The sequence below is a fragment of the Massilia paldalensis genome (assembly GCF_044901715.1).
Lineage (GTDB): Bacteria > Pseudomonadota > Gammaproteobacteria > Burkholderiales > Burkholderiaceae_D > Telluria > Telluria paldalensis.
The window spans coordinates 1,914,596-1,938,978 of record NZ_JBJCIU010000001.1 but is presented as its reverse complement, the minus strand read 5'-3'; the positions used below and the strand labels follow the sequence as shown (position 1 = coordinate 1,938,978).

Here is a 24,383-nt window from a genome sequence, read left to right as displayed (position 1 = left end):
CTATCTTAGCCGATACCGTGCCCTTGCGGCCCGCTACATGCGGATGGCGCGCCAGCCGACGACGATCCAGTCGCGGCGCTTGAGTTGCGGGCGGCGCCGGAACACGTCGTAGTCGACGCGATCGATGGCGTCGAGGATGCGCAGGCCGCCCTGCACGATCAGGCGCAGCTCCCAGCCGATGCGGCCCGGCAGGCGCGTGGCCAGCGGCGCGCCCTGCAGCATCAGCGCCCTGGCCCGTTCGACCTGGAAGCCCATCAGCGCGCGCCAGGCCGGGCCGGTGCGGCCGTGGGCGATGTCGTCCTCGGACACGCCGAAGCGCGCCAGGTCTTCCTGCGGGAGGTAGATGCGGCCCTTGTCGATGTCGATCGCCACGTCCTGCCAGAAGTTGATGAGCTGCAGGGCCGAGCAGATGGCGTCCGCGTCGCGCAGGCTCGCCTCGTCGTCGACCTGGTACAGGCCCAGCATCAGGCGCCCGACGGGATTGGCGGAGCGGCGGCAGTAGTCGAGCAGGGTGCCGTAGTCGGCATAGCGGGTCGTCACGACGTCCTGGCGGAAGGCGCTGAGGAGGTCGCGCAGCGGCTGCAGCGGCAGGCGGTGCGCGCGCAGCGCGGCGGCCAGGCGCGCGAACATCGGGTCCACGCTGGGCTGGTCGACGGCGATCACGTCCAGTTGTTCCTCGTAGGCCTGCAGCGCGGCCAGGCGCTCCGCGGGCGACGCGTCGCCCTCGTCGGCCAGGTCGTCGGCGCTGCGCGCGAACGCATAGATCGCCTCGACGGCCGGCACCAGGCGGCGCGGCATCAGGAGCGAGGCGACGGGGAAGTTTTCGTAGTGATCGACTGCCATGAAGCGGAAAGTGGTGGGAGAAAAGCGTGCGTCTAGATTGCTGACTCTAAAGTCATTTGTTTTGCATAGTTGCATGATTATAATTGCTCGGCTTCACGCGAAGGAATAAATCGCGATGACCCGTGCGACGCGCCGCGTCGCCCCTGTGCAGCACCGACCGAGGACTCTACCGTGCTTGATGCGTTTTCCCCTCGCTGCGCCCGTCCGCGCGCAGCCACGCTGTCCGTCGTACTTCTTGTTGCCCTGCTGGCCGGCTGCTCGAAGGCGCCGCCGCCGGCGCCCGACGTGCGCCCCGTGCGCGCCATGGTCCTGGCGGCCGGCAACGGCGCCGCCAGCGCCGAGTTCTCGGGCGACGTGCGCCCGCGCTACGAATCGCGCCTGGGCTTTCGCGTGGGCGGCAAGATCAGCGCGCGCCAGGTCGACGTCGGCACCGTCGTCAAGCGCGGCCAGGTGCTGATGCAGCTGGACCCGCAGGACCTGCGCCTCGGCCAGGCCCAGGCCGACGCCAGCCTGCGCGCCGCGCAGACGAGTGCGGAACTGGCGCGCGCGGAGCTGAAACGCTACCAGGACCTGCGCGCCCAGAACTTCGTCAGCCAGGCCGTACTGGACGAAAAGATCGCGGCGGCCCGCTCCAGCCAGGCGCAGGCCGAGGCGGCGCGCGCGGCCCTGCGCAACCAGGCCAACCAGACCGGCTACGCGCGCCTGCTGGCGGACGCCGACGGCGTCGTCACGGGCATCGATGCGGAGGTCGGCCAGGTGGTGCAGGCCGGCACCCCCGTCGTGCGCGTGGCGCGCACCGACGAGAAGGAAGTCGTGATCGGCGTGCCCGAGGACCAGGTCGATGCGCTGCGCGAGCTGGCCGACGTCAAGGTGCGGCTGTGGGCCGACCCGGACGCCAGCATTCCCGGCAAGATCCGCGAAGTGTCGCCGGTGGCCGACCCGGCCACGCGGACCTACACGGTCAAGGTCACGGTGCCGGCGCGCGAGGACATCCGCCTGGGCATGACGGCCGTGGTCGCGCTGCAGAAGAAAGGCGACGGGCAGGCCGGCATCCGCGTGCCGCTGCCGGCGCTCGTGCAGAACGGCGGCGCGACGTCGGTGTGGGTCGTGGAAAACGGGGCCGTGCGCCTCGTGCCCGTCAGGATCGGCGGCGTGTCCGGCAACGACGTGGTGCTGGTGGACGGCGTGCGTCCGGGCCAGACGATCGTCACGGCCGGCGTGAACCTGCTCAAGAACGGGCAGAAGGTCAGGATCCTGGCGGCCGACGTGGCCCGCCGCGGCGACGCGGAGCAGGAGGCCATCGGCGGCGCGGCCGCGGCGGCCGGGGTCAAGCAATGAGGCATTTCAACCTGTCGCGCTGGGTCCTCGAGAACATTCCCCTCACGCGCTACCTGATCGCCGCGCTGCTGATCGGCGGCATCCTCAGCTACCAGCAGCTGGGCCAGGACGAGGATCCGCCGTTCACCTTCCGCATCATGGTCGTCACGGCCTACTGGCCCGGCGCTACCGGCGTGCAGATGGCCCAGCAGGTCACGGACAAGCTGGAGCGCAAGCTGCAGGAGACGCCGCACGTCGACAAGATCCGCAGCTTTTCCAAGCCGGGCGAGACGACCATCCTGGTCGAGCTGCGCGAATCGACGCCGCCGCAGGACGTGCCCGCGACCTGGTACCAGGTGCGCAAGAAGGTCGGCGACATCGCGAACACGCTGCCGCAGGGCGTGGTGGGACCGTTCTTCAACGACGAGTTCGGCGATACCTACGGCTCGATCTTCGCGCTGTCCGGCCACGGCTTCACCTATGCGGAGATGCGCGACTACGCCGACTTCGTGCGCCAGCAGCTGCTGGGCGTGCCGCTCGTCGCCAAGGTCGAGCAGTTCGGCGTGCAGGAAGAAAAGATCAACATCCTGTTCTCGCAACAGAAATTTGCCCAGCTGGGCGTGCCGTTCGAGCAGATCGTGAACCAGATCGCGACGCAGAACGGCATCGAGTCGGCCGGGGTGCTGGTGACGCCGCTGGAAAACCTGCAGGTGCGTGTGACGGGCGGCCTGAAGACCGTCAAGCAGCTGGAAGACCTGAGCCTGCGCGCCGGCAGCACCACGTTCCGCCTGGGCGACTTCGCGAAGGTGGAGCGCGCCTACGAGGATCCGCCGCGCGACAAGATGCGCTACAACGGCCACGAAGTGATCGGCCTGGGCGTATCGATGGAAAAGGGCGGCAACATCATCGCGCTGGGCAAGGGGCTGGAAGCGACCGTGGAGCGCATCCGCGCCCAGCTCCCCGTCGGCATCGAGCTGGAACGGGTGTCGAACCAGCCGGCCGCCGTCACCGAGTCCGTCGACGAATTCATGCACACGCTCGTGGAAGCCGTCGTGATCGTGCTGGTCGTGTCCTTCCTCGCGCTGGGCCTGCACCGCAAGCCCCGGCTGCGCCTGGACATCTGGCCCGGCCTCGTCGTCGCGCTGACGATCCCGCTGGTATTGGCGATCACCTTCCTGTTCATGCACATCTTCGACATCTCGCTGCACAAGGTGTCGCTGGGCGCCCTCATCATCGCGCTGGGCCTGCTGGTCGACGACGCCATCATCGCCGTCGAGATGATGGTGAGGAAGATGGAGGAGGGCATGTCGCGGTTCGAGGCGGCGACCTTCGCCTACACGTCGACGGCCTTCCCCATGCTGACGGGCACCCTGATCACGGCCGCCGGCTTCCTGCCGATCGGCCTGGCCAAGTCCGCGGCGGGCGAGTACACGTTCACGATGTTCTCGGTGAACGCCATCGCGCTGCTGGTGTCGTGGCTGGTGGCGGTGAGCTTCACGCCCTACATCGGCTTCCTGCTGCTGAAGGTGACGCCCCACGCGGCCGCCGCGGGCGAGGGGCACGGCCACGACGTGTTCGACACGCCGGGCTACCGGCGCCTGCGCCGCATGGTCGACTGGTGCGTCACCTGGCGCAAGACGACGATTGCGCTGTCGCTGGGCGTGTTCGCGCTGGGCGTGTTCGGCTTCAAGTTCATCGAGAAGCAGTTCTTCCCCGATTCCAGCCGGCCGGAGCTGATGGTGGAGATGTGGCTGCCGGAGGGGACGAGCTTCGCGGCCAACGAGGCACTGGTGAAGAAGTTCGAGCGCTTCGTGCGCGCCCAGCCCGAGCTGCACAGCGTGACGAGCTACGTGGGCACGGGCAGCCCGCGCTTCTACCTGCCGCTGGACCAGATTTTCCCGCAGTCGAACGTGTCGCAGCTGGTCGTACTGCCCAGGAGCCTGGCGCAGCGCGAGACGCTGCGGCGCAAGATCGAGGCCGCGTTCAAGACCGACTTTCCCGAAGTGCGCGGGCGCGTGAAGCTGCTGCCGAACGGGCCGCCGGTGCCGTATCCCGTGCAGTTCCAGGTGGCCGGGCCGGACATCGCCGTCGTGCGCGGCGTGGCCGACCGCGTCAAGGAGATCCTGCGCGCAAACCCGAACGCCGTCGGCGTCAACGACAACTGGAACGAGCCCGTGAAGGTGCTGCGCCTGGACCTCGACCAGGACAAGCTGCGCGCGCTGGGCGTGACGTCGCAGGCCGTGCGGCGCACGGTGGCGACCGTGCTGTCCGGGACCACGGTGGGCCAGTTCCGCGAGAGTAACCGCCTGATCGACATCGTCGTGCGCCAGCCCGTCGAGGAGCGCTCGACCATGTCCGTGCTGGCCAACACCAACGTGGCCACGCCCGCGGGGCGGCCCGTGCCGCTGTCGCAGCTGGCCCGCATCGAGTTCGTGTGGGAGCCGGGCGTCGTCTGGCGCGAAGGACGCGAGTGGGCGATCATGGTCCAGTCGGACGTGGTCGAGGGCATCCAGGGCCCGACCGTCTCCGCCCAGGTCGGTGACAAGCTGGCGACACTGCGCGCCGGTCTGCCGGCCGGTTACCGCATCACGCTGGAAGGAGCGGCCGCCGACAGCTCCGAGGCCGAGGCCTCGATCGCCGCCAACGTGCCGCTGGTGCTGTTCATCGTGTTCACGCTGCTGATGCTGCAATTGAAGAGCTTCTCGCGCGCGCTGCTCGTGTTCCTCACGGGGCCGCTGGGCGTGGCCGGCGCGGCGATGGCGCTGCTGGCGCTGCACCGGCCGTTCGGCTTCGTTGCCAACCTGGGCGTGATCGCGCTGTTCGGCATGATCATCCGGAATTCCGTGATCCTCGTCGACCAGATCGAGAAGGACATCGCGGCCGGCCATCCGGCCTGGGATGCGATCGTCGACAGCGCCGTGCGGCGCGCCCGTCCGATCCTGCTGACGGCCGCCGCCGCGGCGCTCGCGATGATCCCGCTTTCGCGTTCCGTGTTCTGGGGGCCGATGGCGGTGGCGATCATGGGCGGCCTGCTGGTGGCGACGGCGCTGACCCTGCTGTTCCTGCCGGCGCTGTACGCCGCCTGGTTCCGCGTCCGCAGGGTCGAGGGCGCGTCGTCCACGCGGTCGAAGAGTGCCTGAATGGTGCTGCGCGAGGGTGGGCGCCACGTGCCCGCCATTCGCCGCAGCGCAGCATGTGCGTAAATGTTTGAAATATCGCGGGAAAATGGCCGAGATCCGGCGGAAGAGGGCAAAAACCCGGCCATATGCGCCCGGCACGGATTAAAAATCGCCCAATGGTGTCAGAAAATCCAGTAAAATATCGTGTTGAAGTTGTAGCCCCTAAACAAGCGCATAGCAGGGCGGCCGGTTTCACCGTCGGGCGCCCTTTGTTTTTGCGGGAAGATGTGTGGCAAGTTATGGGGCATGATGCAGCATCCTGAGCGAGGATGGCGAAATTGGTAGACGCACCAGGTTTAGGTCCTGACGCCAGCAATGGTGTGGGGGTTCGAGTCCCCCTCCTCGCACCACGAATAATTATTTTTTTGGACGATTTTTACAATGGCAACTGCAGTCGAAAACCTGGGTAAACTCGAGCGCCGCTTGACTCTCTCTTTTCCGCTGAGCGACGTACGTACGGAAGTTGAAAAGCGCCTCAAGCAGCAGGCCAAGACCGCACGTGCGCCGGGCTTCCGTCCGGGCAAGGTGCCGCTCAAGATGGTCGCCGCCCAGTACGGCTACCAGATCGAGTCCGACGTCCTGAACGACAAGGTTGGCCAGGCCTTCAACGACGCCGCTACCGAAGCGCAGCTGCGCGTGGCCGGCATGCCGAAAATCGAACCGAAGCAGGAAGCGCCGGAAGGCATGCTGGCCTTCGACGCGACCTTCGAAGTCTACCCGGAAGTGGTGCTGCCGGCGCTGGACGGCATCGAAGTCGAGACCGTCAAGACCGACGTCTCGGACGCCGAGATCGACAAGACCATCGACATCCTGCGCAAGCAGCGCGTGCACTTCCACACCAAGGGTGAGGCAGGCGAGCACGGCGACGGCGGCGAAGCCGTCGCGGCCAACGGCGACCGCGTGACCGTCGACTTCGTCGGCAAGATCGACGGCGTCGAATTCGACGGCGGCAAGGCCGAAGACTATGCGTTCGTGCTGGGCGAAGGCCGCATGCTGCCGGAATTCGAAGCCGCGACCGTGGGCCTGAAAGTGGGCGAGAGCAAGACCTTCCCGCTGCCGTTCCCGGAGGATTACCATGGCAAGGACGTCGCCGGCAAGACCGCCGAGTTCACCATCACGCTGAAGAAGCTGGAATGGGCGCACATGCCGGAAGTCGACGCCGAGTTCGCCAAGTCGCTGGGCATCGAAGACGGCAGCGTCGAGAAAATGCGCGAAGACATCAAGGTCAACCTGGAGCGTGAAGTCAATGCCCGCATCAAGGCCCGCAACAAGGAAGCCGTGATGGACGCCCTCGTCAAGCACACCGAGATGGATGTGCCGAAGGTCATGATCGAGCAGGATTCGCAGCGCCTGGCCGAGCAGACCCGCCAGGACATGGCCCAGCGCGGCATGGACGTCAAGAGCCTGCCGTTCCCGGCCGATCTGTTCGCGACCAAGGCCGAGCGCCGCGTGCGCCTGGGCTTGATCCTGTCGCAACTGGTCCAGGACAATAACCTGCAAGCTAGCCAAGAGCAGGTGAAGGCCCAGATCGAAGACTTCGCGCAAAGCTACGAAGATCCGAAGGAAGTCCTGAAGTACTACTACAGCGACCGTCGCCGCCTGGGCGAAGTGGAAGCTCTTGTATTGGAAGAAAACGTCGTTAACTACGTGCTTGGCAAGGCGAAGGTGACGAGCAAGGACATCGCCTTCGACGAGCTGATGGGAAGCACCGCTCAGGCGTAATCTTCCTGAAGGGCGCCGTGCGACATTCCTTGGCGGGATCTGGAATAGTGCGGCTCCGTAACTCTTCATTAAAGGAATTGACAGGTATGAATCGTAATCCGGCATTGGATACCCAAGCCCTCGGCCTCGTGCCGATGGTGATCGAGCAGAGTGGTCGCGGCGAACGCGCCTACGACATCTACTCGCGCCTGCTGAAGGAGCGCGTGATTTTCCTGGTCGGTCCTGTCAACGACCAGATGGCCAACCTCATCGTGGCCCAGATGCTGTTCCTGGAAAGCGAAAACCCGGACAAGGACATTTCGCTGTACATCAACTCGCCGGGTGGTTCCGTGTCGGCTGGCCTGGCCATCTTCGACACCATGAACTTCATCAAGCCGGACGTGTCGACCCTGTGCACCGGCCTGGCCGCGTCGATGGGCGCCTTCCTGCTGGCCGCGGGCGCCAAGGGCAAGCGTTTCTCGCTGCCGAACTCGCGCGTGATGATCCACCAGCCGTCCGGCGGTTCGCAGGGCATGGCATCGGACATCGAGATCCAGGCCAAGGAAATCCTGTACCTGCGCGAGCGCCTGGCACGCATCATGGCCGACAACACCGGCCAGACGATCGAGCAGATCCACAAGGACACGGACCGCGACCGCTTCATGTCGGCGGAGGAATCCGTCGAATACGGTCTGATCGACAGGGTCTTGACGAACCGCGGTTAAGCATTCGACAAGATGTTGCCCGTAGACGCCCGGACGCGACAGCGCTTCGGGCGTTTTGTTTTCAAATCGGGTAGCATGGAGCCGTGCACACTTGTTGCACGCACTTGTTGCATACTTGTATTAGCGATATATTCATAGCAATTCAACGAAAATCTGCCCCATGTCAGACAAAAAATCCTCCAGCGGCGAAAAACTCCTGTACTGCTCGTTCTGCGGAAAGAGCCAGCACGAAGTGAAGAAGCTCATCGCGGGACCCTCGGTTTTCATCTGCGACGAGTGCATCGACCTGTGCAATGACATCATCCGCGACGAGACCTCGAACGTGGAATCGGTGGCCGGCGCCAAGTCGGACCTGCCGACCCCGCACGAGATCGCCGAACTGCTCGACCAGTACGTGATCGGCCAGCAGACGGCCAAGCGTATCCTGTCGGTGGCGGTGTACAACCACTACAAGCGCCTGAAGCACATGGGCAAGAAGGACGAGGTCGAACTGGCCAAGTCCAACATCCTGCTCGTGGGCCCGACCGGCTCGGGCAAGACGCTGCTGGCGCAGACGCTGGCGCGCATGCTGAACGTGCCGTTCGTCATCGCCGACGCCACCACGCTGACGGAAGCGGGCTACGTGGGCGAAGACGTCGAGAACATCATCCAGAAGCTGCTGCAGAGCTGCAACTACGAAGTCGAGAAGGCGCAGCGCGGCATCGTCTACATCGACGAGATCGACAAGATCTCGCGCAAGTCGGACAACCCGTCGATCACCCGCGACGTGTCGGGCGAGGGCGTGCAGCAGGCGCTGCTCAAGCTGATCGAGGGCACCATGGCCTCGGTGCCGCCGCAGGGCGGGCGCAAGCACCCGAACCAGGACTTCGTGCAGATCGACACGACCAATATCCTGTTCATCTGCGGCGGCGCGTTCGACGGCCTCGACAAGGTGATCCAGAGCCGCTCGGAGAAGTCCGGCATCGGCTTCGGCGCCAGCGTCAAGAGCCAGTCGCAGCGTTCCGTGTCGGACGTGCTGCTGGAAGCGGAGCCGGAAGACCTGATCAAGTTCGGCCTGATCCCGGAACTGGTCGGCCGCCTGCCGGTCGTCGCGGCGCTGAGCGAACTGACCGAGGACGCGCTGATCCAGATCTTGGTCGAGCCGAAGAACGCCCTGATCAAGCAGTACACGAAGCTGCTCGACATGGAAGGCGCGGAACTCGAAATCCGCCCGGCGGCTCTGCACGCGATCGCCAAGAAGGCGCTGGCGCGCAAGACCGGCGCGCGCGGCCTGCGTTCGATCCTGGAACATGCGCTGCTCGACGTCATGTACGAATTGCCGAGCCAGCAGAATGTGGTGAAAGTCGTGATCGATGAAAATACGATCACGAACGGTGCAAAACCTTTGCTGATTTATAGCGAATCGCCGAAAGCGGCCGGCGAAAACTGAAATTTCCGGGCGCACACACAACAAAGGTCTTGAAACGCTGAGTTGAGGCGGTACAATCAATCTCAACAAAAGCCGGCTTCAACCGAAAAGCCACTCGCGGCCTGCGCTGTGAAGTGGCTTTTTTATTTGAATCTCCCGATTTTGTAGAAACGGCTATTATTCATGACAAGTGATCTTTTTTTGCTTGTAGAAAATTTTTATTCGGCCGGGCTTGTGTTTTCGTAGGAAGCTCCCACATCGAAAACACGCTTTCTATAAGGTATGCCATGACAACTTCTAAATTGACCGAGCAAATGACGCTGCCCCTCCTGCCCTTGCGCGACGTGGTGGTGTTTCCGCATATGGTGATACCGCTGTTCGTCGGCCGCCCGAAATCGATCAAGGCACTCGAGGCTGCGATGGAACAGGGCAAGAGCATCATGCTCGCTGCCCAAAAGGCAGCCGCCAAGGACGAACCCTCCGCCGCAGACATCTACGAGATCGGCTGCGTGGCCAATATTCTGCAAATGCTGAAGCTGCCCGACGGTACCGTGAAGGTGCTGGTCGAAGGCGCCCAGCGTGCCCGTATCAATCACATTACCGATGGTCCGAGCCATTTCGTGGCCGAGCTCTCGCCGATCAATTCGGAAATCGGTGACGATTCCGAAGTCGAGGCGATGCGCCGCGCGATCGTCCAGCAGTTCGACCAGTACGTCAAACTGAACAAGAAAATCCCGCCCGAGATCCTGGCTTCGCTGGCCGGCATCGACGACGCCGGCCGCCTGGCCGATACCGTCGCCGCCCACCTGCCGCTGAAACTCGAGCAGAAACAAGTCATCCTGGAGATCTTCAACGTCGCCAAGCGCCTCGAGCACCTGCTCGGCCAGCTGGAAGGCGAACTGGATATCCTGCAGGTCGAAAAGCGCATCCGTGGCCGCGTCAAGCGCCAGATGGAGAAATCGCAGCGCGAGTACTACCTGAACGAACAGGTCAAGGCCATCCAGAAGGAACTGGGCGAAGGCGAAGACGGCGCCGACATCGAGGAACTCGAGAAGAAGGTCATCGCCGCCAAGATGCCGAAGGAAGCCCTGGAAAAGGCCCAGTCGGAAATCAAGAAACTGAAGCTGATGTCGCCGATGTCGGCCGAAGCCACCGTCGTGCGCAACTACATGGACACGCTGATCGGCCTGCCGTGGAAAAAGAAATCCAAGGTCACCATCGACCTGGAAAGGGCCCAACAGGTGCTGGAAGCCGACCACTATGGCCTGGACAAGATCAAGGAACGCATCCTCGAGTACCTCGCGGTGCAGCAACGCGTCGAGAAGCTGAAGGCGCCGATCCTGTGCTTCGTCGGTCCCCCGGGCGTGGGTAAAACCTCGCTGGGCGAGTCGATCGCCCGTGCGACGAACCGCAAGTACGTGCGCATGGCCCTGGGCGGCGTGCGTGACGAAGCCGAGATCCGCGGCCATCGCCGTACCTATATCGGCTCGATGCCGGGCAAGGTGCTGCAGTCGCTGACCAAGGTCGGCGTGCGCAACCCGCTGTTCCTGCTCGACGAGATCGACAAGATGGGCGCGGATTTCCGCGGCGACCCGTCCTCGGCCCTGCTCGAGGTGCTGGACCCGGCGCAGAACCACACCTTCAGCGACCACTACGTCGAAGTCGACTTCGACCTGTCGGACGTGATGTTCGTGGCGACGTCGAACTCGTTCAACATCCCGCCGGCGCTGCTGGACCGGATGGAAGTGATCCGCCTGTCGGGCTACACCGAGGACGAAAAGACCAGCATCGCGCAGCGCTACCTGCTGCCGAAGCAGATCAAGAACAATGGCCTGAAGGAAGACGAGATCAAGGTCGAGGAGTCGGCGATCCGCGACATCATCCGCTACTACACCCGTGAAGCGGGCGTGCGTTCCCTCGAGCGCGAGATCTCGAAGATCTGCCGCAAGGTCGTCAAGATGCTGCTGCTGAAGAAGGACAACAAGCGCGTGCTGGTGAACGCCAAGAACCTCGACAAGTTCCTGGGCGTGCGCCGCTACGACTTCGGCGTGGCCGAGAAGGAAAACCAGGTGGGCCAGGTGGCCGGCCTGGCATGGACCGAAGTGGGCGGCGACCTGCTGACCATCGAAGCCGTGCAGGTGCCGGGCAAGGGCGCCGTGATCCGTACCGGTACGCTGGGCGACGTGATGAAGGAATCGATCGAGGCGGCGCGCACCGTGGTGCGCTCCCGTGCGAATCGCCTGGGCATCAAGAACGAGGCGTTCGAGAAGACCGACATCCACATCCACCTGCCGGAAGGTGCGACGCCGAAGGACGGTCCGTCCGCCGGTATCGGCCTGACGACGGCGCTGGTGTCCGTGTTCACCGGCATCCCGGTGCGCGCCGACGTGGCGATGACGGGCGAGATCACGCTGCGCGGCGAAGTCCTGCCGATCGGCGGCCTGAAGGAAAAACTGTTGGCGGCGCAGCGCGGCGGCATCAAGACCGTCCTGATCCCCGAGCAGAACGTGAAGGACCTGGCCGAGATCCCGGACAACGTCAAGAACAAGCTCGAGATCGTTCCCGTGCGCTGGATCGAGAAGGTGCTGGAAGTAGCGCTGGAACGCCAGCCCGAGCCGATCGTCGACGTGCCGGCCGTGCCGGTCGCGCCGGCGGCGGCCACCGAAGGGCAGGGCGGCGTGGTCAAGCACTGATCGCTTTCCGCTGATGTGAAGACGGCACCTCCGGGTGCCGTTTTTTTTTCGCCGCTTCGTCCCGATGGCAGCCGAATAAAGGCTCTATTGTTGCCCCGTAGAAGCATGCTGGCTTGACACAAGGCGGGGCGCGCTTGTTTAATACGCCCTTGCGGTTTTTGCCTGATGTCCGGGCCAGCCGCTTCCAGAACGCACAACGAGGGAAAAGAGTGAACAAAACTGAACTGATCGAAGAAATCGCGAAGTCCGCGGACCTGACCAAAGCTTCTGCGGCACGCGCCCTCGACGCGATGATCGATGCCGTGACCACCACCCTGAAGAACAACGACAGCGTGACCCTGGTCGGCTTCGGCACCTTCACCGTGGGCGAGCGCGCTGCGCGTACCGGCCGCGATCCGCGCACCAAGGAAGCCATCACCATCAAGGCCGCCAAGGTCCCGAAATTTAAGGCTGGTAAAGCCCTGAAAGATGCAGTAAACTAATGCCTCGCTGCGCTGACACGCAGCTGGCAGTACCTGATATTTCGTGGAGCGGTAGTTCAGTTGGTTAGAATACCGGCCTGTCACGCCGGGGGTCGCGGGTTCGAGCCCCGTCCGCTCCGCCAACCATCGGTTGGGTTGCGAAATAAAAGAATTTGGAGCGGTAGTTCAGTTGGTTAGAATACCGGCCTGTCACGCCGGGGGTCGCGGGTTCGAGCCCCGTCCGCTCCGCCAGATTGAAGTAAGAAGGAGGGTCGCCCCTGCGGGCGACACGGGCTAGGGCTCGAAGGGATTCGCTTGCAAGCGAATCCGCGGCCTGCAGGATGTAGGCGAGCCCCGTCCGCTCCGCCAGATGAAAAAGAAGAGGCGAACGAAAGTTCGCCTTTTTTTTTACGGTTTTTGATAACGCATTTTCAACCTTGAATGGCTGACCATGTTTGAATTTATTCGTAAGCACCAGCGCCTCATGCAATTGCTGTTGCTGCTGCTGATCCTGCCGTCCTTCGTCCTGGTCGGCGTCAGCAGCTACCAGGAGCGCGGCGGCGGCGACGGCGTTGCCACCGTGGCCGGCAAGTCCATCACGCAGCAGCAGTGGGAAGAAGCGCAGCGCCGCCAGATCGACCAGGCGCGCCAGCAGATGGGCGCGCAGTTCGACCAGAAGCTGTTCGAGACGCCGGAAGCCAAGCAGGCGATCCTCGACCAGCTGGTGGCCGAACGTGCGGTCAACGCCGAAGTCGAGCGCGCTCACCTCACCGTGAGCGACGCCGTGCTGGCCAAGGCGATCGGCGACATCCAGATGTTCCGCAAGGCCGACGGCAGCTTCGACAAGGACCAGTACATCGCGGCGCTGGCCGCCCAGGGAATGACCCCGGACATGTTCGACGCCCGCATGCGCCACGACATGGCCGTGCAGCAGCTGGCCGGCGCCGTCAGCCAGACGGCGTTCGCGCCGCGCAGCGTGTCGAACCGCCTGTCGGACATCAACGACCAGGAGCGCGAAGTGCAGGAGCTGATGTTCCCGCTCGCGACCTACGCCGCGCAGGTCAAGGTAACCGACGACATGGTCAAGGCCTATTACGACAAGCATGCCGCGCTGTTCCAGGTGCCGGAGACCGTCAAGGCCGAATACGTCGTGTTCAATGCCGACGCCGTGCAGAAGCAGGTGACCGTGTCGGACGCCGAAGTGGCTGACGCGTACAACAAGAACAAGGCGCGCTTCACGACGCCGGAAAAACGCAGCGCCAGCCACATCCTGTTCAACGTCGCCAAGGACGCCAAGCCGGCCGACGACGCCGCCGCCAAGGCCAAGGCCGAAGCCGCGCTGGCCGAGGTGCGCAAGAACCCGGGCGACTTCGCGAAGATCGCCAAGGCGCAGTCGCAGGATCCCGGCTCGGCCGAGCTGGGCGGCGACCTGGGCGTGGTCGAGAAGGGCGTGTTCGTCAAGCCCGTCGAGGACGCGATCTACGGCCTGAAGGAAGGCGAAACCAGCGGCCTGGTGCGTTCGGAGTTCGGCTACCACATCATCAAGGTCACGAAGGTCGTGCCGGCCACCCAGAAGTCGCTGGAAGACGCGAAGCCGGAAATCCTGGCCGACCTGCAGAAGACCAAGATGTCGGCCAAGTACACGGAACTGGCCGAGACCTTCTCGAACACCGTGTACGAGCAGGCGGACAGCCTGAAGCCCGTCGCGGACAAGCTGGGCCTGCAGATCCAGACGGCCGATGGCCTGGGCCGCGCGCCGAATCCGGCGCTGGGCAACTCGCCGGTCAATAACGACAAGTTCCTGAAGGCGATCTTCTCGAACGACGCGATCAAGAACAAGCGCAATACCGAAGCCGTCGAAGTGGCGCCGAGCACCCTCGTGGCCGGCCGCGTCGTCGAGTTCAAGCCGGCGACGAAGCGTCCGCTGGCCGAGGTGGAAGCGCAGATCCGCCAGCGCGTCACGCAGGAAGAGGCGCTGCGCCTGGCCAAGCAGGCCGGCGAAGCGAAGCTGGCCGCTGCCAAGGCATCGGGCGACGCTACCGGCTTCGGCGAAGCCAAGATCGTTTCGCGCACCAAGCAGCCGCCGTTCAGCGAAAACGCCGCGCTGGCCGTGCTGAAGGCCGATACGAGCAAGTTGCCCGCCTATGTCGGCGTCGACGTGCCGGGCCAGGGCTATGGCGTGTACCGCATCGCCAAGGTGTCGCAACCGGCCCAGCCGGACCAGGCGCGCCGCAAGCAGGAGGCGGAGCAGATCGGCCGCGCCATCGGCGGCGCCGAGACCTACGGCTACGTCGAAGCCCTGAAGCAGAAGGCCAAGGCGAAGATCAACGTCAAGCCGGCCGACCTGGGCGCGAACGCCGCCCAGTAAGCCAGCAGGCGACGAACAAAAGCCCGGCCGCGAAAGCGGACCGGGCTTTTTTCATGGTATCGGTCGGGTTGCATGTCGGTGGGCACGTGGTGCCCACCCTACCGCGTTTGCGCGCCTTTGGCGTAGGGTGGGCATCACATGCCCACCATGATCAGGCCTCGGCGCCTCCGTCGTGCAGCTGCCGCGCCGCCGCGAGGAAATCGTCCGGCGCGATGCCGGACAGCGTGACGACCTGCGCCTGCGGATACTGCGTGAAATTGCGATCGATCGATTTCAGGTAGGCCGGATCGTAGTGCTCCACCAGCAGCTGGTCGACCAGCTCCGGCATGCGGCCCTCGTTGGCCATCTCGTGCCAGGCATCGATCCTGGCGCGGCCGTGCAGCTGCACCAGGTGCTCGAGCTGGCCGTTCAGCGCCGCCGCGTCGCGCGCGAAGTGGCGGTAGTCTTCCATCAGCAAGTCCACGCGCAGCGGACGGTCGAGTTCAAGGCGGATGCAGGGCGCGGCGCGCATGCGCGCCATCAGGGCATCCGGCACGCGCAGGTTGCCGACCTTCTTGCTTTCCGATTCCACGAACACGGGACGGCTCGCATCGAAGCGGCGCAGCCGGTCCCAGATGGCGCTCTCGAAGGCCTTCTGCGTGGGCTGCGGCGCGTCCGGCAGGTTGCCGAGGACGGAACCGCGGTGGGCCGCGAGGCCCTCCAGGTCGAGCACCTGCGCCCCGATCGCATCGAGCGTCTCGAGCAGGCGCGTCTTACCGCTGCCGGTGGTGCCGCACACGACGCGCAGGTCCAGCGCGGGCGGGTCTTCCAGCGCCGTGGCGATGTAGGCGCGGTAGGCCTTGTAGCCGCCGTCGAGCTGGACGACGGGCCAGCCGATCTTGGCGAAGATCAGCGCCATGGAGCCGCTGCGGTTGCCGCCGCGCCAGCAGTAGACGAGGGGCTTCCACTCCTTCGGCTTGTCGGCGAACAGGGTCTCGACGTAGCGCGCGATGTTCTTCGCGACCAGCGGCGCGCCGATCTTCTTGGCCTCGAAGGCGCCGACCTGCTTGTACGTGGTGCCGACGAGGATGCGCTGCTCGTCGTCGAGGACAGGGCAGTTGATGGCGCCGGGCAGGTGGTCGAGGGCGAACTCGGATTCGCTGCGCGCGTCGATGATGGTGTCGAATTCGTCGAGCGCGGGCAGGATGGTCTCGAAGTTCAGGACTGCGGGGTATTTCATTATGGTCGGATCAGGGGAGCCAGCTGGGGCCAGATGTTATTGAGGATGGTGGGGTGGGCGCTCGCGAGCGGGTGCATGCGGTCGGCCTGGAAGTTGGCGGTCTCCAGGGCCACGCCCTCCAGCATGAAGGGCACCAGCGGCACCTTGGCCTGCGTGGCGAGGGTCTGGTACATGGCGGAGAAGCGCTCCGTGTAGGCGCGGCCGTAATTCGGCGGCATGCGCATGCCGACCAGCAGCACCTTGGCCTTGTTCTGCTGTGCCAGCGAAATCATGGTGCGCAGGTTGTCCTGCGCCGACGCCACCGGCAGGCCGCGCAGGCCGTCGTTGGCGCCCAGTTCGAACACGACGACGTTCGGCTTGTGCTGCTGGAGCAGGGCAGGCAGGCGCGTGCGGCCGCCGCTGGTGGTCTCGCCGCTGATGCTCGCATTGACGACGCGGGCGTCGATCTTGTCCGCCTTCAGTTTCTGTTCCAGCAGCGCGACCCAGCCGCTGCCGCGCGCGATGCCGTATTCGGCGGACAGGCTGTCGCCCACCACCAGCACGGTTTTTGGTGCAGAATAGGCATTCGCCGACGCGGCCACGGCCACCACGAAGAAGGTGGCGGCGGTCCCGATGGTCCATTTCTTGAGACGATTAAGCATGCGTGATAATCCCGAGGCTTCCAAGCGCGAGGCTTCCAACATTGAATCGGCCGGCCGTGACGGCCGCTCCGGCCAGGATGCGGCGATCGCCGTGATCGGCCTGTCGAAGCGGGTGGCGGACGCCAGCGGCGAGCTCACCATCCTGCATGAGGTGGATTTTACCGTGCAACCGGCCGAGACGCTTGCCCTGGTCGGCGCATCGGGCTCCGGCAAGTCGACCTTGCTGGGCCTGCTGGCCGGGCTGGACACGCCATCGACGGGCCGCGTACTGCTGGACGGCACCGATATCTTCGCGCTGGACGAGGACGGCCGCGCCGCGTTCCGCAAGGCCAAGCTGGGCTTCGTGTTCCAGTCCTTCCAGCTGCTCGGGCACCTGAGTGCCCTGGAAAACGTGATGCTCCCGCTGGAATTGCGCGGCGACGGCGCCGCGCGCGCGAAGGCCGAAGCGATGCTGGGTCGTGTCGGCTTGTCCAGCCGCCTCAACCACTATCCGAAGTACCTGTCCGGCGGCGAACAGCAGCGCGTCGCGCTGGCGCGCGCCTTCGTGACGGAACCGCCGCTGCTGTTCGCCGACGAACCGACGGGCAGCCTCGATGCTGCCACCGGCGAGGCCGTCACGCAGCTGATGTTCGAACTGAACCGGGAGCGCGGCTCCACGCTCGTGCTCGTGACGCATGATCCCGCCATGGCCGCGCGCTGCGGCCGCACGATCACCATCGCCGCGGGGCGTCTCGTCGCGTAAATGGCGGTCGCGGCGGAGCACCGGGGTCGGAGTCCAACCATCAACACCGGACTCTGACCCCTACGCAGGCACCACGTGCCGACCAGCCGTTCGCGTTCAACGCTGCGCCACCAATGCATTCAGTTCGGCCCGTATCGCCCGCGGCAATTCTCCCGCCGTCAGGCCGATCGGCCCGATGCCGCTTTCCACCAGCCGGTCCGCCGCCGCGCCATGCAGCCACACGGCGCCCAGCGCGGCTTCCCACGCGGGCCATCCCTGGCCCAGCAGCGCCCCGCACAGGCCGGCCAGCACGTCGCCCGTTCCGCCCGTCGCCAGGCCCGGGTTGCCCGTCGTATTGATCGCCACGTCGCCGTCCGGCCGCGCGATCACGCTGCCCGCGCCTTTCAGTACGACGATGGCATCCAGGCGCTGGGCCAGCTCGCGCGCGTTTTCCAGCCGGTCGGCCTGCACGATGGCGGCCGTCACGCCCAGCAGGCGCGCCGCTTCGAGCGGGTGCGGCGTCAGGATCGTCGGCCCGGCGCGCTGGGCGATGCGCGCCCGCAGGTCGTCACTGGCGGCGGCGAGGTTCAGCGCGTCGGCATCGAGCACGACGGGGCCGGCACCGCCGATCGCCTGGGCCAGCAGGTGCCTGGCGATGTCCGCGTCCCCCATGCCGGGGCCGGCCACGATCGTGCGCTCGTCGAATGCGAAGCCGGCAGCGTCGCGGAACATGATCTCGGGCTGGGCGGGATCGATGCCCAGGCCTGCATCGAGCGCTGCCACGAACACGCGGCCGCTGCCGCCGAACAGCGCCGCGCGTGCGGCGAGGATCGCGGCGCCGGCCATGCCGCGCGCGCCGCCCAGCACCGCGACGTCGCCGAAGCTGCCCTTGTGCGTATTGCGCCGGCGCGCCGCCAGGTGCGCGGCGAACAGCTGCGGGCCGTTCAGGCGCGCCTGCGCGGGCTGGGATGCGTCGGTGCCGAGCCAGTCGACGTGCACGCGGCGCGCGTGGTCCGTGCCGTCGCCCGTGTGCAGGCCCGGCTTGTTGCCGAGGAAGGTGATGGTGTGCGTGGCCACCACGGCGATGCCGTCCGGGCCCACGACGGCGCCCGTGTCCGCATCGAGGCCGCTCGGCACGTCCAGCGCGAGGGTGGGGCAGTCGGTGCCGGCGATGCGTTCCACCAGCGCGCGGGCGCGGCCGGCGAGGGGACGCGCGAGGCCGATGCCGAACAGGCCGTCGACCACCAGGCAGCGCGCGGCATCGGCGCTGCCGTCGCCGATGTCGTCCACGAAGCGGGCACGGCTCGCGCGGGCCCGTTCCAGCGCCTGCTGCGTTTCGGCGGAAGGGTTGGCGCCCGCGAGATGCACGACCTGCACGGCGGCGCCCAGGTTGGCCAGGTTCGCGGCGACCTCGAGCGCGTCGCCGCCGTTGTTGCCCGGGCCCGCCAGCACGAGGACGACCCCGGTGGGAAAGCCGCCCAGCAATTCCAGCGCATAGGCCGCGGCCGCTTCGCCCGCGCGCCGCATCAGTTCTCCCGGCGCGAGGGACGCCGCGGCCGACTGCTCGATCGCGCGGATCTGGGCGACGCCGTACAACTCCGTATCCATGGGGACTCCCTTCATCGTGATCCGCCATTTTCGCCAAAAATCGGGCGCCGCGCCGCTAGAATGTGGACTTGACCCGATTTCGATGGAGCGAAGATGGACTGGCAATTCTGGATCGACCGCGGCGGCACCTTCACGGACATCGTGGCGCGCCGCCCCGACGGGGCGCTGGTCACGCACAAACTGCTGTCGGAAAATCCGGAGCAGTACCGCGATGCGGCCGTCGCCGGCATCCGCCACCTGCTGGGCCTGGCGCCGGGCGCCGCCATCCCCGCCGGCAGCGTGGAGGCCGTCAAGATGGGCACGACGGTCGCCACCAATGCGCTGCTCGAGCGCAAGGGCGAGCCGACCGTGCTCGCCATCACGCGCGGTTTCCGCGACGCGCTGCGCATCGCCTACCAGAACCGGCCGCGCCTGTTCGCGCGCCACATCGTGCTGCCCGAACTGCTGTACGGCCAGGTCGTCGAGGTCGACGAACGGATCGGCGCCCATGGCGACGTCGTGCGTGCGCTCGACGAGGCGGCCGTGCGGCGCGACCTGCAAGCCGCGTTCGATGGCGGCGTGCGCGCGCTGGCCATCGTCTTCATGCACGGCTACCGCTACCACCAGCACGAGGAGGCGACGGTGCGGATCGCGCGCGAGATCGGCTTCACCCAGGTCTCCGTGTCGCACGAGACCAGTCCCCTCATGAAGCTCGTCGCGCGGGGCGACACGACGGTCGTCGACGCCTACCTGTCGCCGATCCTGCGCCGCTACGTGGACCAGGTGGCGAGCGAGCTGCCCGGCGTGCACCTGCAGTTCATGCAGTCCAGCGGCGGCCTGACGGATGCAAGGGCGTTCCAGGGCAAGGACAGCATCCTGTCCGGCCCCGCCGGCGGCATCGTCGGGATGGTGCGCGCGAGCCGCCTGGCCGGCTTCGAGCGCGTGATCGGCTTCGACATGGGCGGCACGTCGACCGACGTGTCGCATTACGCGGGCGAGTTTGAGCGCGTGTTCGAGACCCAGGTCGCCGGCGTGCGCATGCGCGCACCCATGATGAGCATCCACACGGTGGCGGCGGGCGGCGGCTCGATCCTGCATTTCGACGGCAGCCGCTACCGCGTCGGGCCGGACAGCGCGGGCGCCAATCCGGGCCCGGCCTGCTACCGGCGCGGCGGCCCCCTGACGGTCACGGATTGCAACGTCATGCTCGGCAAGATCCAGCCCCGTCATTTCCCCCACCTGTTCGGTCCCGGCGCGGACCAGCCGCTGGACGTGGACGCCGTGCGCCACGGCTTCGCCGACATGGCCGCGCGCATCGGCGCCGCGACGGGCGAGACGCCCGCGCCCGAGGCGGTGGCGGAAGGCTTCATCCGCATCGCCGTGGGCAATATGGCCAACGCGATCAAGCAGATCTCCGTGCAGCGCGGCCACGACGTCACCGACTACGCGCTGACCAGCTTCGGCGGCGCCGGCGGCCAGCACGCCTGCCTCGTCGCGGACGCGCTGGGCATGAAGACGGTGTTCATCCATTCGCTGGCGGGCGTGCTGTCCGCATACGGCATGGGTCTGGCGGACCAGGGCGCGATGCGCGAGAAGGCCGTCGAGCGGCGCATGGCCGACGTCGATGGCGAAGCGCTGGCGCTGGAACTGGACGGGCTGGCCGAGGGGGCCCGCGCGGAGCTGCTGGCCCAGGGCGTCGATGCCGGCCGCATCGAGGTGCTCCGGCGCGTGCACCTGCGCTACGAGGGCACGGACTCGGCGATCGTGGTCCTGTTCGACACGGCCGACGCCATGCAGGCGCAGTTCGAGCAGGCCTACCGGCGCCGCTTTTCCTTCCTCATGCCGGGCAAGGCGCTGGTGGTGGAAGCCGTGTCGGTGGAAGCGCTGGGAAGGTCCGATGCGCCGCCCGAGCAGCCGTCCACGCGGCCCGCGCGAACCACGCCGCGGGCCGCGTCCGAGACCGTGCCGATGTTCGGCGACGGCGCCTGGCGCGACACGGCCGTGTACCGCCGCGCGGACATCGGTCCCGGCGACGTCATGAAAGGCCCCGCGATCATCGCGGAGGCGAATGCGACGACGGTGGTGGAGGCGGGCTGGCAGGCCGAGGTCACGGCCTACGACCACCTCGTGCTGCGCCGCGTCGAGGCGCTGCCGCAGCGCCATGCGATCGGCACGACGGTCGATCCCGTGATGCTGGAGATCTTCAACAACCTGTTCATGTCGATCGCCGAGCAGATGGGGCTGCGCCTGCAGAGCACGGCGTACTCCGTCAACATCAAGGAGCGCCTGGACTTCAGCTGCGCGATCTTCGACGGCGACGGCAACCTGGTCGCCAACGCGCCGCACATGCCCGTGCACCTGGGCTCGATGGGCGAGAGCATCAAGAGCGTGATGCGCAAGAACGCGGGGCGGATGCGGGCCGGCGACGTCTATGTGCTGAACGACCCGTACAACGGCGGCACGCACCTGCCGGACGTCACCGTGATCTCGCCCGTGTTCGACGCGGCGGGCCGCGAGATCCTGTTCTACGTGGGCTCGCGCGGCCACCACGCGGACATCGGCGGTACCACGCCGGGCTCGATGCCGCCCGACTCGCGCCATATCGAGGAAGAGGGCGTCCTGCTCGACAACGTCAAGCTCGTCGACGGCGCCGACGGCGCCAATGGAGTGTTGCGCGAGGACGCCATGCGCGCGCTGCTGGCGGGCGCGCGCTGGCCGGCCAGGAACCCGGACCAGAACATGGCCGACCTGCGCGCCCAGGTGGCGGCGAACCAGAAGGGCGTCGAGGAGCTGCACAGGATGGTGGCGCACTTCGGCCTGCCCGTCGTGCGCGCCTACATGGGCCACGTGCAGGACAACGCCGAGGAAGCCGTGCGGCGCGTGATCACGGCCTTGCAGGACGGCCGCTTCGTCAACGAACTGGACAACGGCGCGCGCATCGAGGTGGCGATCCGCGTCGACCATGCGGCGCGCAGCGCGACCATCGACTTCACGGGCACATCCGCCCAGCTGCCGAACAATTTCAATGCGCCGTCGGCCGTCTGCATGGCGGCCGTGCTGTACGTGTTCCGCACGCTCGTGGACGACGAGATCCCGCTCAATGCCGGCTGCCTGAAGCCGCTCGAGGTCATCATCCCGCCGGGGTCGATGCTCAATCCGCACTATCCGGCCTCGGTCGTGTCGGGCAATGTCGAGACCTCGACCTGCATCACCAACGCGCTGTACGGCGCGCTGGGCGTGATGGCGGCGAGCCAGGGCACCATGAACAATTTCACGTTCGGGAATGCCCGTCACCAGTACTACGAGACCATCTCCGGTGGATCCGGGGCGGGCGAGGGCTACGATGGCACGGACGTCGTGCAGACCAATATGACGAACTCGCGCCTCACGGATCCGGAAATCCTGGAGTTCCGCTTTCCCGTGCGCCTGGAAAGCTATGCGATCCGGGCCGGCTCCGGTGGCGCGGGGCGCTGGCACGGGGGTAATGGCGGCGTGCGGCAAGTACGGTTCCTGGAACCGATGACGGCGGCCATCCTGTCGAACAACCGCCTGCATGCGCCGTTCGGCATGGCAGGCGGCGCGCGGGGCGCGAAGGGCCGCAACCTGGTCGTGCGCGCCGACGGCAGGATCGAGGAACTGGGCCACATCGGCAAGGTGGACATGGCGCCGGGCGACATGTTCGTCATCGAGACGCCGGGGGGCGGGGGCTACGGGGTGCCGGAAGCATAGACGCTGCTCCGAGGTGGGCACGTGGTGCCCACCCTACGAGGAAGGTCGGCGCCGTAGGGTGGACACTACGTGCCCACCATGCGTCGAGGTGACGCGCGCACCCGACGGTGTCACACCCCGCTGGCGATACCGTACTTGCGCTTGGCGGCGGCCAGTTCCGCATCGAGCGCCTGCAGGCGCGGGTGGGCGGCGTCCAGCGTGCGGATGTGGTCCAGCTGCTCGGCGCCGACGGCGGCGAGCGACTCGTCCCAGCCCATCTCCATGATCTGGCGCAGGATGCCGCCCACGACGGCGATCATCACCTGCAGGTTGTTCGGCGCCAGGCGAAGCGCCTCCAGCAGCGTCTGCACGGCGCCGCGCACGTCGCCCATATTGCGCTTCTCGTCCGCTACGCCCAGCAGCATCTGGGCCTGGGCACGCATCTGCTTGGACATGCCGTCGGCCAGGTCGGGCCGTCCCGCCTTGACGAAGACGCTCATGGCCTGCTGCGGCGAGACGGCGGCGTCGCCGCTGGCCGCAGCGCCGTTCAGCGCGCCGATGAGCACGTCGGACGCCTCGTCGTCCAGGCGGTGGCCCAGCAGCGACTGCGCGAGGCCGATGCGCAGCGCCGGCGACAGCTGGCCGCCGGCGCGCACGGCGTCCACGGCGGACTTCAATTCCCTGACGGCGCCGCCCGTGTCGCCGGCCGCATCCTGCAGCAGGGCGGCGGAGATCGCGCGGCAGGCCTCGCCGGCGGGCGTGTCGCGCAGCGAACGTTCCAGGTCGCGCACGACGTTGCCGGCGCCGACCGGGTCGCCCTTGCGCACGAGCGCCTTGACCAGGTTGACGTGGTCTTCGGGATCGCGGAATTCGGAATAGCGCGAGCGCGCGACGACCTGGCGGAACGATTTTTCCGCCGCGGCCGCGTCGCCCGCATCCATGGCGACTGCGCCCAGCTTGCGCAGGCGCCGCACCATGAACGGCGAGATGGCCACGGCGTCTTCCAGCGTCTTCTGGGCGAGGGCGGCGTCGCCGGCGTCTTCCTGGCAGCGCGCCAGCAGGTCGTAGGCGGCCATCAGGCTCGGGTTGTCGGCCACCAGCGCCTGCAATTCCTCGACGGCGTGCTCCGTTCGTCCCATCGCGCGCAGCGCCCGCGCCAGGCCCAGCCTGGCCCAGTCCAGGGGCTTCGCGGACAGGACGCCGCGGTAGACGTCTTCCGCCTGCGCATACTCCTTGAGCGACATGTGCAGCTCGGCGCGCAGGCGCGCGAAATCGAGGGCGTAGCGGGGCTGGGCGGCCACGGCGTCGGCACAGGTGCGGATGGCGGCGCGCGGATTGCCCTGCGCCACCTGCTGGTAGGCCGGCAGCATGGCGGCGCGGCGCGCCAGCGCGCGGCCGATGCGTTCGTTCAGGATGCCCGCCGTGAAGGGCTTCAGGATGTAGTCGGAGGGCTGCAGCTCGGCGGCGCCGACGACCCGCGCGTGGCTGGCCTCGGACGTCAGCATGATGAAGATGGCCCAGGGCGGGATCAGCTTGTGGTGGCGCAGGTCTTCCAGCAGCTGCTGGCCGTCCTGGCCTTCGCCCGGCGCCGTGCCCGTGCCGGCGGCGCCGCCCAGGTCGTACTCGCACAGGATGATGTCGTAGCTCTTGCGGCCCAGGGCCTTGATCGCCGAGCCGGCGTTCATGGCGGACTCGATGCGCGAGATGCCGGTCTGGTTCAGCATGTTCTGCAGGTTGGCGCGGATGCCCGGGTTCGGGTCGATCACGAGGACCGTCAATTGGCTGTTCTCTTGCATCGTTCTGGCGTCGTCC

The 24,383-nt window shown here is 66.7% G+C and carries 15 protein-coding genes and 3 tRNA genes; 13 read left to right on the top strand and 5 right to left on the bottom strand.

Features of this window, described 5'->3' with window-relative positions; genetic code table 11:
* Window positions 1-33: 33 nt before the first annotated feature.
* On the bottom strand, window positions 34-843 hold the full coding sequence (gene hpnC, locus ACI1V7_RS08495; protein WP_404531310.1) for a squalene synthase HpnC: 810 nt from the start codon (window positions 841-843) through the stop codon (window positions 34-36).
* 171 nt (window positions 844-1,014) lie between these two features.
* On the opposite strand from hpnC, the gene ACI1V7_RS08490 reads away from it, so the two are divergent.
* The 11 genes from ACI1V7_RS08490 to ACI1V7_RS08440 all read left to right on the top strand — a co-directional run bounded on the left by ACI1V7_RS08490 (window position 1,015) and on the right by ACI1V7_RS08440 (window position 14,695).
* Window positions 1,015-2,181, top strand: a complete 1,167-nt coding sequence (locus tag ACI1V7_RS08490) for an efflux RND transporter periplasmic adaptor subunit (protein WP_404531309.1) — start codon at window positions 1,015-1,017, stop codon at window positions 2,179-2,181.
* A complete protein-coding gene (locus ACI1V7_RS08485; RefSeq protein ID WP_404531308.1) occupies window positions 2,178-5,300 on the top strand; it encodes an efflux RND transporter permease subunit in 3,123 nt (1,040 codons plus the stop codon). Before ACI1V7_RS08490 ends, ACI1V7_RS08485 begins: the two co-directional genes overlap by 4 nt.
* Before the next feature lie 302 nt (window positions 5,301-5,602).
* Window positions 5,603-5,689 (top strand) — tRNA-Leu (locus tag ACI1V7_RS08480).
* Between the two features lie 31 nt (window positions 5,690-5,720).
* A complete protein-coding gene (tig, locus tag ACI1V7_RS08475; protein WP_404531307.1) occupies window positions 5,721-7,061 on the top strand; it encodes a trigger factor in 1,341 nt (446 codons plus the stop codon).
* Window positions 7,062-7,147: 86 nt separating this feature from the next.
* On the top strand, window positions 7,148-7,765 hold the full coding sequence (gene clpP, locus ACI1V7_RS08470; RefSeq protein ID WP_290414123.1) for an ATP-dependent Clp endopeptidase proteolytic subunit ClpP: 618 nt from the start codon (window positions 7,148-7,150) through the stop codon (window positions 7,763-7,765).
* A gap of 160 nt (window positions 7,766-7,925) precedes the next feature.
* Window positions 7,926-9,194, top strand: a complete 1,269-nt coding sequence (gene clpX, locus ACI1V7_RS08465; RefSeq protein ID WP_404531306.1) for an ATP-dependent Clp protease ATP-binding subunit ClpX — start codon at window positions 7,926-7,928, stop codon at window positions 9,192-9,194.
* Between the two features lie 266 nt (window positions 9,195-9,460).
* On the top strand, window positions 9,461-11,866 hold the full coding sequence (lon, locus tag ACI1V7_RS08460) for an endopeptidase La (RefSeq protein ID WP_404531305.1): 2,406 nt from the start codon (window positions 9,461-9,463) through the stop codon (window positions 11,864-11,866).
* A gap of 158 nt (window positions 11,867-12,024) precedes the next feature.
* The gene (locus ACI1V7_RS08455; protein WP_404531565.1) at window positions 12,025-12,348 is read left to right on the top strand and encodes an HU family DNA-binding protein; all 324 of its coding nucleotides are present in this window, start codon (window positions 12,025-12,027) and stop codon (window positions 12,346-12,348) included.
* 45 nt (window positions 12,349-12,393) lie between these two features.
* Window positions 12,394-12,470, top strand: a tRNA-Asp gene (locus ACI1V7_RS08450).
* Between the two features lie 32 nt (window positions 12,471-12,502).
* Window positions 12,503-12,579: transfer RNA gene (locus tag ACI1V7_RS08445), tRNA-Asp, on the top strand.
* 199 nt (window positions 12,580-12,778) lie between these two features.
* The gene (locus tag ACI1V7_RS08440; RefSeq protein ID WP_404531304.1) at window positions 12,779-14,695 is read left to right on the top strand and encodes a SurA N-terminal domain-containing protein; all 1,917 of its coding nucleotides are present in this window, start codon (window positions 12,779-12,781) and stop codon (window positions 14,693-14,695) included.
* 151 nt (window positions 14,696-14,846) lie between these two features.
* On the opposite strand, the gene mnmH is transcribed toward ACI1V7_RS08440, so the two are convergent.
* Together mnmH and ACI1V7_RS08430 are read right to left on the bottom strand one after the other, a co-directional pair.
* Entirely contained in the window at window positions 14,847-15,914 is a 1,068-nt protein-coding gene (gene mnmH, locus ACI1V7_RS08435; protein WP_404531303.1) for a tRNA 2-selenouridine(34) synthase MnmH, read from the bottom strand.
* Window positions 15,914-16,555: an arylesterase gene (locus tag ACI1V7_RS08430; RefSeq protein WP_404531302.1), complete on the bottom strand. Its 642-nt coding sequence runs from the start codon at window positions 16,553-16,555 to the stop codon at window positions 15,914-15,916. Before ACI1V7_RS08430 ends, mnmH begins: the two co-directional genes overlap by 1 nt.
* On the opposite strand from ACI1V7_RS08430, the gene ACI1V7_RS08425 reads away from it, so the two are divergent.
* Window positions 16,554-17,297: an ABC transporter ATP-binding protein gene (locus tag ACI1V7_RS08425; protein WP_404531301.1), complete on the top strand. Its 744-nt coding sequence runs from the start codon at window positions 16,554-16,556 to the stop codon at window positions 17,295-17,297. The two genes, ACI1V7_RS08430 and ACI1V7_RS08425, sit on opposite strands and share 2 nt — an antisense overlap.
* Window positions 17,298-17,393: 96 nt before the next feature.
* Here ACI1V7_RS08425 and ACI1V7_RS08420 read toward each other — a convergent pair whose 3' ends face one another.
* Window positions 17,394-18,884 (bottom strand): NAD(P)H-hydrate dehydratase, encoded by a 1,491-nt coding sequence (locus ACI1V7_RS08420; RefSeq protein WP_404531300.1) that lies wholly within the window; start codon window positions 18,882-18,884, stop codon window positions 17,394-17,396.
* Between the two features lie 93 nt (window positions 18,885-18,977).
* Here ACI1V7_RS08420 and ACI1V7_RS08415 point away from each other — a divergent pair, with 93 nt between their 5' ends.
* Window positions 18,978-22,592: a hydantoinase B/oxoprolinase family protein gene (locus tag ACI1V7_RS08415; protein ID WP_404531299.1), complete on the top strand. Its 3,615-nt coding sequence runs from the start codon at window positions 18,978-18,980 to the stop codon at window positions 22,590-22,592.
* A 110-nt stretch (window positions 22,593-22,702) separates the two neighbouring features.
* Here ACI1V7_RS08415 and ACI1V7_RS08410 read toward each other — a convergent pair whose 3' ends face one another.
* Window positions 22,703-24,367, bottom strand: a complete 1,665-nt coding sequence (locus tag ACI1V7_RS08410; RefSeq protein WP_404531298.1) for a response regulator — start codon at window positions 24,365-24,367, stop codon at window positions 22,703-22,705.
* Window positions 24,368-24,383: the final 16 nt, after the last annotated feature.